This window comes from Novispirillum itersonii (assembly GCF_014205675.1).
Classification (GTDB): domain Bacteria; phylum Pseudomonadota; class Alphaproteobacteria; order Rhodospirillales; family Rhodospirillaceae; genus Novispirillum; species Novispirillum itersonii_A.
Genome location: NZ_JACIIX010000009.1, coordinates 38588 through 54620 on the forward strand (window position 1 = coordinate 38588; position 16033 = coordinate 54620).

The following is a 16033-nucleotide window of genomic DNA, read 5'->3' on the forward strand; positions in this document are numbered from 1 at the left end:
ACATCATTGTTTTCAGGACTGCGGCCCCCCGGCCCGGCACACAGCCGGGCGCGGACCCCCGGCTGCATCCTGATCCGGCCCCGGATCCATCCGGGCAGGCCGGGAAGGGCCGGGAAGGGAAGAGGTAACATGCGGATCGCGGTGATCGGTGCGGGAATTGTCGGTGTCAGCTGCGCGCTGGAGCTGGTGCGGGATGGCCATCAGGTGACGATGATTGACCCCGGCCCCCCGGGCGGGCGGCAGTCGGCCAGTTACGGCCATGGCTGCTGGATCAGCCCGGCCTCGGTGGTGCCGATGTCGATGCCGGGCCTGTGGAAGCAGGTGCCGGGATACCTGCTCAATCCACGCGGGCCGCTGGTGATCCGCTGGCGGTTCCTGCCCCGGCTGCTGCCGTGGCTGCTGCGCTTTCTCCTGGCCGGATCGACGGTGCGGCGGGTGGAGCGCACCGCCCGGGCGCTGGCGGCGCTGCTGGCGGACAGCCCGGCCCGCCATGCGGCGCTGGCGGCGCAGGCCGGGGTGCCGGAGCTGATCCGGCAGGATGGCCTGCTGTATGCCTACCCCGACCGGGTGGCGTTCGAGGCGGAAGCCCTGTCCTGGCACCTGCGCCGCATCACCGGCCTGCGCTGGCAGGAACTGGACCGGGCGGCGCTGGAAGCGCGGGAACCGGATCTGGCCCCGCATTACCGCTTCGGTGTTCTGGCGGTCGATGGCGGCCACTGCACCGATGCCGGGCAGTATGTGGCGGCGCTGGCGGCGGCGGCGCAGGCGGGCGGGGCAACCCTGCTGACGGCCACCGCCACCGGCTTTGTGTTCTCCGGCGACCGGCTGGCGGCGGTCAGCACCGATGCCGGACGGGTGGACTGTGACCGGGCGGTGCTGGCCGGGGGCGTGTGGTCACGCGATCTGGCCCGGCAGTGCGGCGACAGCGTGCCGATGGAATCCGAACGCGGCTATCACAGCGTGCTGACCACTCCGGCAGCAGGGCCACGGTACCCGGTGATGCCCAGCGACGGGCGGATGGCCAATACCCCGACCACCGCCGGGCTGCGCCTGTCCGGGCAGGTGGAACTGGCCTCGGTGACGGCGGATCCCGACTGGCGGCGCGCCGATATCCTGACCGGCCATGCCGTCACCACCTATCCCGGGCTGGCGGCGGCAGGGGCCCCAGTGACCCATCCAGTGGCCCATCCGGTGGCCGATGACCGCTGGATGGGCCACCGCCCGTCCACCCCCGATGGCCTGCCGGTGATCGGCCGCTCGGCCCGCAGTGCCGATGTGGTCTATGCCTTCGGGCACGGGCACGTCGGTTTCGCCAGCGGCCCGAAGACCGGGCGGCTGGTGGCCGACCAGCTGGCCGGGGGGGGCGATGATGCGGCGCTGGCCCCCTATGCGGCGGCCCGCTTCCGGCGCTGACGCCGCCCCTGTTTTCCTGATGGACCTGTGGATGCCCCGGTCCCGGTTGGCCGGGGAGACTCCCCCCTTGCCTTTTTTCAATGGAGTTTGACGATGCGCGGTGCGGATATTCTGGTCGAAATGCTGATCGGATACGGCGTAGAGGTGGTGTTCGGTGTGCCCGGAGACACCAATGTGCCGTTCTACGAGGCCCTGCAAGGGCGGGAAGGGCAGATCCGCCATGTGATGGCGCGCGATGAGCGCTCCGCCGGGTACATGGCCGATGCCTACGGGCGCTTCACCAGCAAGCCGGGGGTGTTTGAATGCCCGTCGGGGGCCGGGGCGATGTATTCGCTGCCGCCGGTGGCGGAATCCAATTCCTCCTCGGTGCCGGTGATCCTGCTGACCATCGACATTCCGCTGCCCGGCGAAGGCCGGGGCGTGCTGACCGAACTGGACTGCGCCCGCCTGTTTGAGCCGGTGACCAAGCTGTCGGTGCAGGTGAAAACGCCGGAGAAACTGCCGGAAATCATCCGCCGCGCCTTCCGCGCCGCCTGCTCCGGCAAGCCGGGGGCGGTGCATCTGCAAATCCCGGAAGACATGCTGCTGGCCGAGGTCGATCCGGCCCGGGTTTCCCTGCATGTGGAAGAGGAATGCAAGACCTTCCCCGCCTATCCGACCCTGCCGACGCCGGAGAAGCTGGATACGCTGCTGGCGCTGCTGACCTCCTGCGACCGGCCGCTGATCGTCTCCGGCGGCGGGGTCAACCGCTCCTGCGCCGGGCCGGAGGTTCAGGCGCTGGCGGAACGCCTGAACATTCCGGTCTGCACCACCATGACCGGGCAGGGCACCATGCCCGATGATCACCGGCTGGCAGTCGGGGTGATCGGCGATAACGGCTTCCATCCGCATGCCAACTGGGCGCTGGAACATGCCGATTTCGTGCTGTTCATCGGCTCCCGCGTCGGCTCGGTGGTGACGATCGGCTGGACCTTCCCCAAGATCACCCTCAACAAGCGGGTGGCCCAGATCGACATCGACCCGGAGATCATGGCCAACAACTATGAAAACGTGCTGTCGGTGCAGGGCGATGCCCGGCTGGTGCTGCAACAGCTGGCCCGGCTGGCCGATGCCGCCGCGCCGCACGACCCGCAGCGCACGCAGGCATGGGTCGATGAGCTGAACACCCTGCGCGCCACCTTCTGGGAGAATGCCGAGGCGCTGCTGTCCAGCGACGCGGTGCCGCTGCGGCCGGAGCGGGCGGTGCGCTGCTTTAACGAAGCGCTGGAGGCCTCCGGGCAGGCGGCGCACATCTATTCCGATGCCGGAACCCCGACCCCGCACATGACCCGCTTCCTGCGGCTGAAGGACCGCCGTACCCGCTTTGCCATTCCCCGCGCCTTCGGTGGCCTCGGCTCGGCACTGCCCGCCACCGTCGGCGCATGGTTCGCCGACAAGGGCCGCCGCCCGATCGGCATGTTCGGCGACGGATCGTTCGGCATGACGGTGGGCGAGCTGGAAACGCTGGTGCGGCTGAATGTTCCGGCGATTCTGCTGCTGTTCAACAACGGCACCTTCGGCTGGATCAAGGGCCTGCACCGCCTGCGCGGCCATAACCAGTGCTTCAGCGTTGACTTCACCCCGCCGCGGGGGCAGGCGATTGCCGAGGCCTTCGACGTCAAGGCATGGACCGCCACCTCGGCGGCGGAGCTGGATGCGGCGCTGGCCGAAGCCTTCGCCTATACCGGCGGGCCGTGCCTGATCGACATCCACGTCGAATCCATCGCCGACCGGGTGCCGCCGGTCTATTCGTGGCTGACCAAACGTGGCCGCGATCCGCTGTCGGTGGAGGCGGAGGAGGTCAGCTACTTCTGATCCCGTCTCCCGTCAGCACAGGGCCCGGCGTCTCCCCCGGGCCCTGTCGCTTTTGTGGGGGCCTTGCTTCTGTGGGGCTTTGCCCCACGCCCCAGAAGGAGGCGCGGCCTCCTTCACCTCGTTTTGGGAGAAAACCGGCAGCGCCAGAGTGGTTCCGGGTTTGGTGTTTGCAGGGCAAAGCCCTGCGGAAATAACAGCACTCATCTGCTGAAGGGGTTTGCCAATGGCCCCCAAAAACCGGGATCCAAGGGCCAATGGCCCTTGGTGGGTGTGGGCAAAGCCCACGGGTCCCATTTTCCGGTCTTTAAAACCCCAGCGCCTTCGGCAGCCACAGGCACAGGGCGGGGAAGGCGAGCAGGACGGCGATGCGCACGGCGTCTGCCGCCACGAAGGGCAGGATGCCCCGGGCGACGGTGGACAGGGCCAGCCCCGGGGTGGTGCCCTGAATGACGAACAGGTTCATGCCGATCGGCGGGGTGATCAGGCCGACCTCCACCACCGTCACCAGCACGATGCCGAACCACACCGGGTCGTAGCCCTGTGCGAGGATGATCGGCACCACCACCGGTACGGTCAGCAGCACCATCGACAGGCTGTCCATGAAGCAGCCGAGGATGAAGTAGAACACCAGCAGCATCAGCATCACGCCCAGTGGCGGCAGGGCGAGGCTGTTCAGGTGCCCGACCAGTGTCTGCGGCAGGGCGGTGGCCTCGATGAAGCTGTTGAACAGGGTGGCCCCGATCATGATCAGGAAGATCATGCCCGATGTGGTGGCGGTTTCGGTCAGGGCCTGCGACAGGGCGGCGCGGTCAAGCTGGCGGCGCAGGGCGGCGAACAGCAGTGCCCCGAAGGCGCCGACGGCGGCGGCCTCGGTGGGGGAGAACACCCCGGCATAGATGCCGCCGATGACGGTGACAAACAGCAGGGTCACATCCCACACCCGCATCACGGCGCGCAGGCGCTGGCCCCAGCTCAGGCGGTCACCGGCCGGGCCAAGCTCCGGCCGCCGCGCCACCTGCACGGCAATGGCTGCCATGTAGAGGGCGGTGCCGAGGATGCCGGGCAGCAGGGCGGCGGCAAACAGCGCGCCGATCGACTGTTCGGTCAGCAGGGCGTAAATGATCATGATCAGCGACGGCGGGATCAGGATGCCCAGCGTGCCCCCGGCGGCGACGGAGGCGGAGGCGAGACGGTCATCATAGCCGCGCCGCCGCATTTCCGGCATCGCCACCTTCGACATGGTGGCGGCGGTGGCCAGCGAAGATCCGCAGATCGCCCCGAAGGCGGCACAGGCCCCGATGGTGGCCATCGCCAGCCCGCCGCGCCAGTGGCCGATGAAGGCATAGACACCTTCATAGAGGGTGCGCGACAGCCCGGCCCGGGCGGCGAAGATGCCCATGGCGATGAACAGCGGCACCACCGACAGGCCATAGGGGAACACCGATTCAAAGGGCTGGTTGCCGAGCAGGAACCACGCGGTGTCAAACCCGTTGAGGATCCACAGGCCCACCGCCCCGGTGATGCCCATGGCGACGGCGACCGGCACCCGCAGGCCGATCAGGGCGAGTACGGCGGCAAAGCCGAGAAGTCCGGGCCACAGGCTCATGACAGCATATCCTGAGAACGGGACGGGGCGGGGATCCGTCCGGCGGCAATCGCCAGATCCCGCGCCGCCGGCAGCAGGCAGGCCAGCACCGACAGCGCCGCCCCGGCCAGAAAGAAGATCCAGTACAGGACCATGGGGATGCCGATGGTCTGCGACTGGTCGCCGTAGTCCAGCGCCTGCAAGGCGGTGCCGCTGCCTGCCCACAGGATGGCGGCCATCAGCACCGCCCCCAGCAGCGCGCCAAAGCCATCCAGCCCGTGGCGCAGGCGCGGCGGAATCAGCGACACGCCGAGATCGACCCGCACATGGGCATCGCGGAGGAAGGCGAAGGGGATCACCAGTGCCGCGCAGATGACCAGACCGAGCTGGGTGATATCGACGGTGCCACGGATCGACTGGCCGACGCTGCCGCGCAGGGCGATATCAGCCAGCGTGACGGTGACGGCAAGGCCCATCAGCCCCAGCCCGGCAAAGGCCACCGACCGCAGGGCGCGGTCGGTGACGGTGAACAGACAGGTCAGCATGGTGGCAGGCCCGGCGCGGTCAGCGCTGTTCGTATTTGGCGACCAGCGCCTTGGCGCGGCCATAGATGGCGGCGGCGTTGGGCACGTTGTCGTCCTTCGCCAGTTTGGCAATCCAGGCCTCGGCCATCGGCTTCAGGCGGTCGGCGAAGGCCTGCCGTTCGGCATCGGTCAGGGTGATGATCTCGTGGCCCTTGGCCTTGGCGTCGTCCATGCCACGGGCATCCCACTTGTCCCACCACGGGCCGAACTTGGGGATCAGCGCATCGCCGCTGATGGAATCAAGGGCGGTGCGGACATCGGCGGGCAGGCTCTGGTACTTCTTCTCGTTCATCACGAAGAAGAAGCAGGTGGTGTAGGTGCGGGCGTCGGTGTGGTACTTGACCACTTCGTTCAGGCGGAAGGCTCCGACCGCATCCCAGGTGAAGATGGTGCCGTCCAGCACCTTCTTTTGCAGGCTTTCATACACTTCTGCCGGGGGCAGGCCGACCGGGGTGCCGCCAAGGGCGGTGACGGCTTCGGAAATCGCCGGGGACGGGGTGCGCAGGCGCAGGCCCTTCATGTCATCGGGGCTGCGTACCGGCTTATCGGTGGTGTGGATCAGCCCGGCGTTGTGGCAGTACAGGGCCAGCGGCTTGACACCCTTGTACTCATCGGCCAGCAGGCCTTCCTTATGCAGGTCCCACAGGGTGCGGGTGGCACCGTCGGCGGTCTTGGCGAGGAACGGCATATCCATGATCGAGGTGCGCGGCAGGCGGCCGCGCGGCATTCCGGCCAGACCGTTGGCCATATCGACGACCCCGGCCTTCACCTGATCCATCTGCTTGGCGACATTCCCGAAGGCACTGGGGCCGGGCAGGATTTCCACCGCCACCTTGCCGTTGGTTTTGGCTTCCAGCTCCCGCGCCCACGGTTCGAGGAAGTCGGTGTGGATGCCGTGCTTGTCGGGCAGGTAATGGCTGATCTTCAGGGTGATGTCGGCGGCCTGCGCGGGCAGGGTGGCAAGGGCGGGGACGGTCAGGGCCGACAGGCAGAGCAGGGCGCGGCGCAGCCCGGTCCGAAAGCGGGTCGTGGTGGGGCGGGTCATGGCAGGGGATCTCCCGGTTTGGTCGTTTCCTTTTACCTTCCGTCATTGTCTGCGCCGCAGCGGTGGCAACCGGGCTGGCACAGCGTGGAAGGCTTATAAACAGGGGACGGTAAAATGGTTTCCCATGCAACCATTTTTTCGGAGCGGTTTCTTTTTATGCGCTGCGTTTCGCCTTTTGCGCGGGTGCAGCAAAACCGTAGCCTGAACGGGGACTTCAGCCCCTATTCATCATGAAAAATACATATTCAATATGAAGCACCTTGAATGGGTAGGATGCATCATGTTGAAAAAAATGATTCTTCAGGGAATGGCGGCGACAGTCGTCATTGCCGTTCTGTCGGCGGGATATGCCCTGATGCGGGCCCCCACCGTGTCCAGCGGACTGACGCAGATGGCGTCGGCCTTGACGGAGGGAGACGACTGATGACTGCGGTGACACAGACAGAAACCCCGCCGTTGAGCACACCGCGCCCGGCGCGGGGTGGGCTGAAATCGGAGGCCCCGGCTGGGGCCGACTGGCGCGTTGAGCGCCCGCGCGACCATTCGCGCGTGAGCCAAGCGGACGGACGTCCGCGCCCGGCGTCTGAGGGGCTGAAAAAAAGATCAACTCAGATTGCAGTGCTGCGGTTGTGGCACGCCGTGCTGGCCGGGGGCTTTGTGGTGGCATGGGCGACGGGGGACGAGAACACCTACGCCCTGCATCAGTTCTCCGGCTATGTGGTTCTGGCGGCCCTGATGGTTCGGGGGCTGATCGCAGCGTTCAGCCCGGCGGACAGCCTGCTCGGCTGGCCGAAGCTGAGCCGGGCGCAGGTGTGGGACTGGCTGGCGATCCGCCGGGGCCGGAATCCGCTGTTCGCCGGTCTGGCACTGGCGCTGCTGGCGACGGTGGCGGCGACGGCGGCCAGCGGAGCCATCGCCGACTGGGTGACGTGGATGGAACATCCGCACGAAGCGGCCAGCGATATCACGCTGGCGGTGATCTTCGCGCATATCGCCTTTGTGTTTTACCAGTATGGCGGGCGGCCTTGGGTCTTGACCCAGATCCGTCGGATCCGTGCGTCTCTGTGGGGGATGAAATGATGAAAACCGCGCTGTTTATTGCCGCTGCCCTGCTGACTGCCGTCTCTCCGGCGCTGGCGGCGGAGGGCGCTGCCGCCCGGCAGGCGATCCTGAAGACCTATCAGGCGGAGATCCCCGGCTTCACCGGTTTTGATGCGGCCCGGGGCGAGGCCCTGTACCGCAGCGTGGTGGCGGGCAGTGATCCGCGCATCACCGGCTGCACCAGCTGCCACACCGCCAACCCGCGCCAGCCGGGGCAGAATGCCAAGACCGGGCGGGCGATTGATCCGGTGGCGGTCTCGGCCACCCCGGACCGTTTCACCGATGCCGACCGGGTGGAAAAGCAGTTCAGCCGGGATTGTAAAACCGTCCTCAACCGCGCCTGCACCGCGCAGGAAAAAGGCGACTACATCACCTTCCTGATGGGGCAGTGACATCATGCGCACATTTCTTTTTCCCTCTGTCGCTCTGGCCGCTGCCGTTCTGGCGTTTCCGGTGCTTCCGGCATGGGCGGGGCCGGACCGGGTGCCGCCGCTGACCGATGCGCTGACCCGGGCCGAATGCGGCACCTGCCACATGGCGTTTCAACCGGCGCTGCTTCCGGCCCGGTCGTGGGAGCGGATGATGGATACCCTGTCCGACCACTTCGGCGACGATGCCAGCCTGCCGCCGGATAAGGTGGCCCACATCCGCGCCGTGCTGGTGGCCGGGGCCGGGCGCGACCGCCGCGCCCCTGATGCCACCCCGCAGCGGATCACCGAAGCCCGGTGGTTCACCCATGAGCACGACTTTGCTCCGTCGCGCTGGCAGAAGCCGGGTGTGGTCACCAAATCCAACTGTGCCGCCTGCCACCGTGGGGCGGAGCAGGGGGTGTATGACGATGATTGATGGGGTTACCCGCCCTTGGTCCCCACAAACTCGGGCACCACAAATTCCGGCGCATAGGACACCGGAAAGTTCACTGACCGGGCGATGAAGCACACACTGTGGATGCGGTGATGGATTGCCTCCGCCGCCGCAAGGTCGGTGCCCGGCAGCACGGTGATCTTCGGGCGCAGGGTGGCTTCGGTAAAGCGCCCGGCCCCGCCTGCTTCCACCACGCCGGTGGCGGTCGGGGTGTCCTCATAGGCGGTGACGGTGATCTTCGCGTCCGCCGCGTAGTGCAGATACCACAGCATATGGCAGGCGGAGAGGGCGGAGATCAGCAGATCCTCCGGGTTCATCTTCGCCGGATCGCCGCCCAGCAGCGGATCGTTGGAGCAGCTGACCACCGGCTTGCCCGGCACGGCGATATCCCATGTGCGGTCATAGGCGCGGTAATGGGCGGTGCCGTCGCCGCGGTTGCCGGTCCAGAGAATACGCGAGGTGTAGGTGTGGGCCATGATCCTGTCCTTGCCAGAGCCGCTGATGTAAGCCATGTATACGCGTATACGGAGTCAGGGCGGAGAGCAAGATGTCTTTGGCGGATCTTCTGCGGCAGGAAATTCTGGCCGGGCGGCTGCCCCCCGGCACCGTGCTGTCACAGACGGAAACGGCGGAACGTTATGGCGTCAGCCGCATTCCGGTGCGCGATGCTTTCCAGCAACTGGCGCAGGACCGGCTGGTGACGGTGATTCCCGGCAAGGGGGCGCAGGTGATCCGCCTGTCGGTGCCGGAGCTGACGGAGGTGTATGATCTGCGGATTCTGCTGGAAGGCGACCTGCTGCGGCGGGCGGTGCAGGCGGCGGGGCCGGACTATGCGGCAGAGGTCGGTTATGCCCTGCGCAAATCAGACCTTGAGGCCGGACGCCCCGGCTGGGCGGATGGCGACTGGTTTTTCCACAAAACCCTCTATGCCCCGGCCAACCGTCCGCGCCAACTGGCGATGGCGGAGGAACTGCGCCGCCTGTGTCTGGTCCATATCGCCTGTTACGATACCCTGACGCAGGCCACCCCGGACTGGCTGGCCCACCACGCGGCCATCGTGCAGGCGGCGGTCAACGGGCAGGCGGAGGCGGCGGTAGCGGCACTGGAACAGCATCTGGAGGCCGCCCGGCGCTTTCTGCTGGGCCGCAGGGAGGGCCAATAGAAAAAGCGGCCCATCCCTTTGTTAAGGAGATGGACCGCTTTTTAAGCAGGATTGTGGAGGGCCTTATGCCGGGCGTTCCTGCCCGTCCTTCGGCTTCCAGGTGATCAGGCGGCCTTCCAGCCAGGTCAGCAGGGTATCAATCACCAGCACGAAGATTGCCAGCACCACAATCCCGGCGAACACGCCGACCGCATCGAAGTTGCCTTCCGACTGGGCGATCAGGTGGCCGAGACCGGCGGAGGACCCGAGGTATTCGCCGATGATCGCGCCGACGACGGCAAAGCCGACCGAGGTGCGCAGCGAGGACAGGATCCACGTTGCCGCCGCCGGAAGGTAGACATGGCGCAGCATATCAAACCGGCTGGCCCCGAGAATGCGGGAGTTGGACAGGATCACCGGGTTGACTTCCCGCACCCCCTGAAGGGCGTTGAAGAAGGTGATGAAGAACACCAGCGTGACCGCCAGCGCCACCTTCGACCACAGGCCAAGGCCCAGCCACAGCACGAACACCGGGGCGAGAACCACGCGGGGGATGGCATTGATCGCCTTGATGAACGGGTCAAGGATGCGCGCCGCCCGGCGGGCCAGCCCCAGCCACACCCCGATCACCACCCCCAGCAGGGTGCCGACCACATAGCCCAGCACCGTTTCCAGCACGGTGATGTTCAGGTGGCGGTAGAAGGAGGTGTCAGAGACCCATTCCACCACCTTGCCACCGATTGACAGCGGCGACGGGAAGAAGAACGGGTCAATCATCCCGGCCTTGACCCCCAGTTCCCAGCCGCCGAACAGGACCACCACCAGCAGCAGCTGGATCATCCGGTCACGGATGTTGAGCATAGCTTTTCTCCACTTCGGTCTTCAGGCTGGACCAGATCTTGCGGTACAGGTCCATGAACTGCGGGTCCATCATGATTTCCGCCACGTTGCGCGGGCGGGGCAGGTCAACGCTGAAGCTGTCAACCACCGTACTGGCCGGACCGGCCGCCAGCACCACCACCCGGTCGCCCAGCGAAATGGCTTCTTCCAGATCGTGGGTGATCAGCACCACCGACTTGCGGTTTTCCTGCCACAGGCGCAGCAGCTCGCTCTGCATCAGGTGGCGGGTGTGGATGTCCAGCGCCGAGAACGGCTCGTCCATCAGGATCACTTCCGGATTGACGATCAGGGCCTGTGCCAGCTGCACACGCTTCTTCTGCCCGCCGGAAAGCTGATGCGGATAGCGCTTCTCAAACCCTTTCAGGCCGACCTTTTCCAGCCAGGCGCGGGACTGCCGCGCCCGTTCATCAGGGGCAACACCACGGAACTGCAACCCCAGCTCCACATTTTGCTCCACCGTCTTCCACGGCAGCAGGGCATCCTGCTGGAACAGGTAGCCGACATCGTGGCTGACCCCGTTCACCGGCTTGCCCGCCAGCGTGATCGACCCCTTCGTCGGCTTCAGCAGACCGGCGATGGCGTTGAGGATGGTGGACTTGCCGCAGCCGGTCGGGCCGACAATGGCAAGGAACTCCCCGTCGGCGACGGTCAGGTTAACATCCCGCACGGCGGTGAAGGCACCGAACGACATGGTGACGTTGTCGATCCTGACCTTCGGCTGACTGTTCAGCGGGCGGGGCGTGGTGGCGTCGGCCGCCACGGGGCGGGGGTATGCGCTCACGGCTGTTCTCCCTGTGGAACGTTGCTTTTATTTGCGGTACTGGGCCAGGGCCTTTTCGACGAAGGCATTGGTGTAGGTCTTGCTCAGGTCAATGGTGGCCCCGGCGACCTGCGGGTTGAAGGCGGACAGCACGTCCAGCGGCACCTGAAGGGTCTTGGGGTCAAACAGGCCATCGGGCGACAGGATCGGCATGGCATTGCGGATCGCCTGCGCATAGCCTTCCTTATCTTCCGGCACAAAGCTGGCGGGCAGCTTGGCCATGATCTCCTCGGCGGAATGGGTCTGGGCCCACAGCATGGCGCGGACGGTGGCGTTGACCGCCTTCTGGATCATCTCCGGCTTGGCCTTCAGGGTGGCACCGGTGACATACAGGGTGGAGGTCGGGTACAGGCCGCCGTAAATATCGGTGGCCCCGGCGGCAGAGCGGCCGTCGATCAGGATCTTGCCGATCTTGCGTTCGGTCAGGATGGTCGCCGCCGGATCATAGTTGACCAGCAGGTCGATCTTGCCCTGTTCCAGCGCCACCACGGCGGTGGGGCCGGAGCCGACACCGATGATGCCGATGTCCGACGGGTTCAGGCCATGGCGCTTCAGGTAATAGCGGATGAAGAAGTCCGACGACGACCCCGGCGCGGTGATGCCGACGTTCAGCCCCTTGATGGTTTCCGGCTTGGCCGGATCGAAGCGGGTGTTCGGCGGCCCGGCCAGCACCAGCCCGGAATTGTGGGCCAGCAGCGCCACGGAAACCACTTCCTTGCGCACCGACTGCATCTGAATGGTGTGGTCGTAGAAGCCGACGCCGACATCGACCGACCCCGACACCAGCGCCTGCAAGGCCTTTGAGCCCCCGGCGGCGAAGTTTTCCATCGTCACGTCCAGCCCTTCCTCGGCGTAGTAGCCAAGGCCGACAGCCAGCGGGAACGGCAGGTTGTTGAGGTTAAAGGATCCGACGCCGATCCGCACCGGCTCGGCGGCCTGTGTCATCGGGGCGGCGGTCAGGAACGCGGCGACGGTGGCCGCGATGGCCCAGAGCTTCATGGTATTTCCTCCTGTTTATTACTTTAGAGCGGTTATCATTCAGACTACGGCATGCTGCGCAGAATTGGGTCCCGGTTTTCTGTCCTCTGCGGGGTGGCTTTTTCCCACACGGACGGTTTGGCAAAGACCGCCCCTTCAAACAGCCGCCGGGCGGTGCGGATCACCGACACCACCGGGGCCGGGGCTCCGGCCGGATGGTCGATGGTCAGTTGCAGCCGTCCGGTGGCATGGGCGAAGGTCAGCTCGGCGGGGAAGGCGGCGACGGCGGTCATTTCCGCCGCCAGCGTGCCCGGGGTGGCGCAGGCATTGGCCAATGCCACCGCCCCGGTGATCGCCAGGGCCGAATGGCATTCGTGGGGCATGAAATATCGGGTGATCAGGCTGTCACCAGTCTGTCCCGTCTCCACGCCGGGGGCAATCAGCACCGGCTTGGGGATGACGCGGTCGCGCACATTGGCGATGCCCATGGCTTCCCCGGCCTGAATGCGGATGGATTCCAGACGGCGCAGGAACTGGCTGTCAGCATTCAGTTCCGCCGGGCTTTCCTGCCCGGTCTTGCCGAGATCGGCGGCCCGCAGGATCACCACCGGCATGGCGGCATCCAGACAGGTGACCTCGACGCCGTCGAAGGTGTTGCGGGCGGCCCCGGTCGGCAGCAGCGCCCCGGTCTTGGATCCGGCACTGTCAAGGAAGGTCAGGGTGATCGGCGCGGCGGTGCCGGGCACGCCGGAAATCGCCACGTCGCCATCGTACAGCACCCGGCCGCCGGGGGTGAGGACCCGGGATTCGATCACCTTGCCGGTGTTGACATTGTGGATGCGCAGGGTGGTGACGCCATCCTGCACCGGCACCAGTCCGGCCTCGATGGCAAACGGGCCGACGGCGGCCAGCATGTTGCCGCAGTTGGGGGAGGTATCGACCGCCTGTTCCAGAACCTTGACCTGGGCGAACAGGTAATCGACATCGGCCCCGGGGCGCCGCGACGGGCCGACGATGGCGACCTTGCTGGTCAGCGCATTGCCGCCGCCGATGCCGTCGATCTCCAGATGGTGGCCGGACCCCATCACCGACAGCAGCACCGCATCGCGGGCGGCCGGGGCCTGCGGCAGGTCTGACGCCAGAAAAAACGGCCCGCGGGAGGTGCCGCCGCGCATCAGCACGCAGGGGATTCTGATCAGGTCGTTCATGCTGACTTCCGGATGATTGATTTGATTTTGTTCTCAGTGGCTGCTTTAATTCCTCTATACGCATCAATAATGCGCTTGTGAAATGCAAAAATAAGCAGGATTGATAACCAATGCGCATCAATTTCGAGATTCTGGACCTGCGGGCCTTTCTGGCGGTGCTGGAAACCGGCAGCTTTCACAAGGCGGCAGAGGTGCTGCACCTGTCACAGCCGGCCTTAAGCCGCCGCATCAAGAATCTGGAGGAAAGTCTGGGGGCGCCGCTGCTGGAACGGACCACCCGCCGGGTGGCCCCGTCGGCGGTGGGGCGGCAGCTTCAGCCGATGCTGGTGCGGCTGATTGACGAGCTGGAAACCACGGTGCTGTCGATGAACGAGACCGGCAACCGCCAGCAGGGGCTGGTCAGTATTGCCTGTGTGCCGACGGCGGCTTTTTACTTTCTGCCCCGCGTGATCCGGCAGTTCCGCGAGCATCATCCGCAGATCCGCTTCCGGATTCTCGATCTGTCGGCGCGGGAAGGATTGCAGAGCGTCGCCAGCGGCGAGACCGAGTTCGGCATCTCCATGCTGGGGTCCTCGGACCCGGATGTGAACTTCACGCCGCTGATGGAAGACCCGTTCGTGCTGGCCTGCCACCGCGATCATCCGCTGGCGACGCGGGAAACGCTGACGTGGCCGGATCTGGCCGGATATCCGCTGATCGGGGTCAGCCGCCATTCCGGCAACCGGACGATTCTCGACAACGCGCTGGCCCATGCCAACGTGCGGCTGGACTGGTTTTACGAGGTCAACCACCTGTCCACCTCGCTGGGGCTGGTGGAGGCGGGAATCGGCATTTCAGTGCTGCCGCGTCTGGCGACGCCGCAGACGGACCATCCGTTGATCGTCACCCGCCCGATCACCGATCCGGTGGTGGAACGCACCATCGGCATCGTCGAACGCCGCACCGGCCGGCTGTCTCCGGCGGCGGCCCGGTTCAAGAGCATGCTGCTGGAAAGCTGGGGCGGCTGATTCCGGGCCACCCGCTGTCTGTTGGGGGGGCTGTTGGGGGGCGGTATTTTTCGCTGCCGCGAACGGGCGACCGCCCGGACCCGTTTGGAGGCAGAAGCCTCCAAACCTCCGCTTTTGCTGTTCTATTCGAAAGAAAAAGGGGTCTGGGGAGATTCTCCCCAGTCGGGTTCGGGCGGAAGCTCGTGCCCGCCGCCTGAGTGCGTTCGTCCGTTTGGGGCGTAGATCGGTCTGACCCGTCACGGTAGGGGTGAATTCAACCCGGAAGGGTGGTATAGTGTTTTTTGTCGGCGAGCCGATCTGCCCCCGCGAACCCGGCTGAGCACTGGACACGGCGGTATCTTTGACGGGCCGGGAAAGCTCTTCAAAGGATGCAGGTGTCTCGCCGACGGCTTCCGACTATGTCAGCGCAGTGTTCTGGTGGGCGTGTAAGGCAGGCCTGCCAAGCCCTTCTTCCGGTTTTTCTTTTGCTGTTCTGACCAAAAGAAAAAGCGGGTTGGGAAGATCCTCCTCAGTCGGGTTCGGGCGGAAGCCCGATGAAGCGATGCCTGAGGCGCAGAAACCCGGAGCGCAGCGACTGGCGCGTTGAGCGCCCGCGCCCGCGTGGGCGCGTCAGGCAAGTGGGCTGGACAGGCCGGATTGACGCCGCCCCGTCCGGTGGTATCCTTGGCCTTGTCGGCGAGCCGACCTGCCCCCGTGAAGCCGGATGGACACTGGCCACGGCGGTATCCACAGGGGGGTTGCCAGCCTCGCTGTGGGATGCAGGTGTCTCGCCGACGGCCTTCTTTTGCGTCAAGGGCAGTGCGCCGGGCTGGGGAGGCGTCCAGCCCTGCTCTTTGGCTGTTCTGACCAAAAGAAAAAGGGGACTGGGGAGATCCTCCCCAGTCGGGTTCGGGCGGAAGCCCGATCAAGCCCTCCGGCAGCGGGCGGACATCCGCGATTTTCCCTAAAGTCTCATTCAATCGGCCGTGACTTACGGTTTTCGTCGATGGCGACGAAGGTGAACAGCCCTTCGGTGACTTTTTCGTGGATGTCGCTGTCGCCCCGGCGGACCCAGGCTTCGACATGCACGGCGAGGGAGGTGCGGCCCCGTCTGGCTTCGCGGCAGTAACAGGTCAGCTCATCCCCGACCATCACCGGCTTGTGGAAGGTGAAGCCATCGACGGCCACGGTGGCGACGCGGCCTTTGGCCTTGAAGCGGGCGAAGGTGCCCCCGGCGATATCCATCTGCGCCATCAGCCAGCCGCCGAAAATATCGCCTGACGGGTTGGTGTCGGCGGGCATCGCCAGAGTGCGGATGGAGATTTCGCCGATCGGGCCGGGGGTGGTTTCGGCGGTCATGGGGAGTCCTTTCGCGGCGGGGGAAGGGGCGGAACCGCCGGGCCGCTCCGGCGCGCAGTCGGGCCGGGGGTAGCTGGCGATACGGAGATCAGGGGATGAATATGGCATCGGCGGCGGGATCAGACCACAGAACTTAACGGGCGGGACGGAAAACCCCCGTGGCGATCGCGGGGATTCGGCTGTTTTCTCAGCCCG

The 16033-nt window shown here is 66.1% G+C and carries 17 protein-coding genes; 8 read left to right on the forward strand and 9 right to left on the reverse strand.

Annotated features, from left to right (window positions below; genetic code table 11):
* Positions 1 to 129: 129 nt before the first annotated feature.
* Positions 130 to 1413: an NAD(P)/FAD-dependent oxidoreductase gene (locus FHS48_RS12320; protein ID WP_184263870.1), complete on the forward strand. Its 1284-nt coding sequence runs from the start codon at positions 130 to 132 to the stop codon at positions 1411 to 1413.
* A 93-nt stretch (positions 1414 to 1506) separates the two neighbouring features.
* Positions 1507 to 3267, forward strand: a complete 1761-nt coding sequence (locus FHS48_RS12325) for a thiamine pyrophosphate-binding protein (protein WP_184263871.1) — start codon at positions 1507 to 1509, stop codon at positions 3265 to 3267.
* 304 nt (positions 3268 to 3571) lie between these two features.
* Here FHS48_RS12325 and FHS48_RS12330 read toward each other — a convergent pair whose 3' ends face one another.
* The 3 genes from FHS48_RS12330 to FHS48_RS12340 are packed head-to-tail and all read right to left on the reverse strand — an operon-like array spanning position 3572 to position 6481.
* Positions 3572 to 4873: a TRAP transporter large permease gene (locus FHS48_RS12330; RefSeq protein WP_184263872.1), complete on the reverse strand. Its 1302-nt coding sequence runs from the start codon at positions 4871 to 4873 to the stop codon at positions 3572 to 3574.
* A complete protein-coding gene (locus FHS48_RS12335) occupies positions 4870 to 5397 on the reverse strand; it encodes a TRAP transporter small permease (RefSeq protein ID WP_184263873.1) in 528 nt (175 codons plus the stop codon). The genes FHS48_RS12330 and FHS48_RS12335 overlap by 4 nt, the downstream gene beginning before the upstream one ends.
* A 19-nt stretch (positions 5398 to 5416) precedes the next feature.
* Entirely contained in the window at positions 5417 to 6481 is a 1065-nt protein-coding gene (locus FHS48_RS12340) for a TRAP transporter substrate-binding protein (protein ID WP_184263874.1), read from the reverse strand.
* Positions 6482 to 6761: 280 nt separating this feature from the next.
* Here FHS48_RS12340 and FHS48_RS12345 point away from each other — a divergent pair, with 280 nt between their 5' ends.
* The 4 genes from FHS48_RS12345 to FHS48_RS12360 all read left to right on the forward strand — a co-directional run bounded on the left by FHS48_RS12345 (position 6762) and on the right by FHS48_RS12360 (position 8428).
* Positions 6762 to 6905: a hypothetical protein gene (locus FHS48_RS12345; RefSeq protein ID WP_184263875.1), complete on the forward strand. Its 144-nt coding sequence runs from the start codon at positions 6762 to 6764 to the stop codon at positions 6903 to 6905.
* Between the two features lie 194 nt (positions 6906 to 7099).
* The gene (locus FHS48_RS12350; RefSeq protein WP_184263876.1) at positions 7100 to 7561 is read left to right on the forward strand and encodes a hypothetical protein; all 462 of its coding nucleotides are present in this window, start codon (positions 7100 to 7102) and stop codon (positions 7559 to 7561) included.
* A complete protein-coding gene (locus FHS48_RS12355; protein WP_184264002.1) occupies positions 7561 to 7974 on the forward strand; it encodes a DUF1924 domain-containing protein in 414 nt (137 codons plus the stop codon). Before FHS48_RS12350 ends, FHS48_RS12355 begins: the two co-directional genes overlap by 1 nt.
* A 4-nt stretch (positions 7975 to 7978) precedes the next feature.
* The gene (locus FHS48_RS12360; protein WP_184263877.1) at positions 7979 to 8428 is read left to right on the forward strand and encodes a diheme cytochrome c; all 450 of its coding nucleotides are present in this window, start codon (positions 7979 to 7981) and stop codon (positions 8426 to 8428) included.
* A 5-nt stretch (positions 8429 to 8433) separates the two neighbouring features.
* Here the strand turns inward: FHS48_RS12360 and FHS48_RS12365 are convergent, their stop codons facing one another.
* Positions 8434 to 8922: an OsmC family protein gene (locus FHS48_RS12365; RefSeq protein WP_184263878.1), complete on the reverse strand. Its 489-nt coding sequence runs from the start codon at positions 8920 to 8922 to the stop codon at positions 8434 to 8436.
* Between the two features lie 71 nt (positions 8923 to 8993).
* Here FHS48_RS12365 and FHS48_RS12370 point away from each other — a divergent pair, with 71 nt between their 5' ends.
* Complete coding sequence (locus FHS48_RS12370) at positions 8994 to 9608, forward strand: GntR family transcriptional regulator (RefSeq protein ID WP_184263879.1); 615 nt, start codon at positions 8994 to 8996, stop codon at positions 9606 to 9608.
* Positions 9609 to 9671: 63 nt separating this feature from the next.
* Here the strand turns inward: FHS48_RS12370 and FHS48_RS12375 are convergent, their stop codons facing one another.
* Genes FHS48_RS12375 through FHS48_RS12390 form a run of 4 tightly spaced genes read right to left on the reverse strand, consistent with a single transcriptional unit; the run spans position 9672 to position 13493 of the window.
* Entirely contained in the window at positions 9672 to 10448 is a 777-nt protein-coding gene (locus FHS48_RS12375; RefSeq protein WP_184263880.1) for an ABC transporter permease, read from the reverse strand.
* Positions 10432 to 11268 (reverse strand): ABC transporter ATP-binding protein, encoded by an 837-nt coding sequence (locus FHS48_RS12380; RefSeq protein WP_311769135.1) that lies wholly within the window; start codon positions 11266 to 11268, stop codon positions 10432 to 10434. Before FHS48_RS12380 ends, FHS48_RS12375 begins: the two co-directional genes overlap by 17 nt.
* A gap of 27 nt (positions 11269 to 11295) precedes the next feature.
* The gene (locus tag FHS48_RS12385) at positions 11296 to 12306 is read right to left on the reverse strand and encodes an ABC transporter substrate-binding protein (protein WP_221443496.1); all 1011 of its coding nucleotides are present in this window, start codon (positions 12304 to 12306) and stop codon (positions 11296 to 11298) included.
* A 44-nt stretch (positions 12307 to 12350) separates the two neighbouring features.
* Complete coding sequence (locus FHS48_RS12390) at positions 12351 to 13493, reverse strand: 4-oxalomesaconate tautomerase (protein WP_184263881.1); 1143 nt, start codon at positions 13491 to 13493, stop codon at positions 12351 to 12353.
* Positions 13494 to 13603: 110 nt separating this feature from the next.
* On the opposite strand from FHS48_RS12390, the gene FHS48_RS12395 reads away from it, so the two are divergent.
* Complete coding sequence (locus tag FHS48_RS12395) at positions 13604 to 14500, forward strand: LysR family transcriptional regulator (RefSeq protein ID WP_184263882.1); 897 nt, start codon at positions 13604 to 13606, stop codon at positions 14498 to 14500.
* Positions 14501 to 15451: 951 nt separating this feature from the next.
* Here FHS48_RS12395 and FHS48_RS12400 read toward each other — a convergent pair.
* On the reverse strand, positions 15452 to 15838 hold the full coding sequence (locus FHS48_RS12400; RefSeq protein ID WP_184263883.1) for an acyl-CoA thioesterase: 387 nt from the start codon (positions 15836 to 15838) through the stop codon (positions 15452 to 15454).
* Positions 15839 to 16033: the final 195 nt, after the last annotated feature.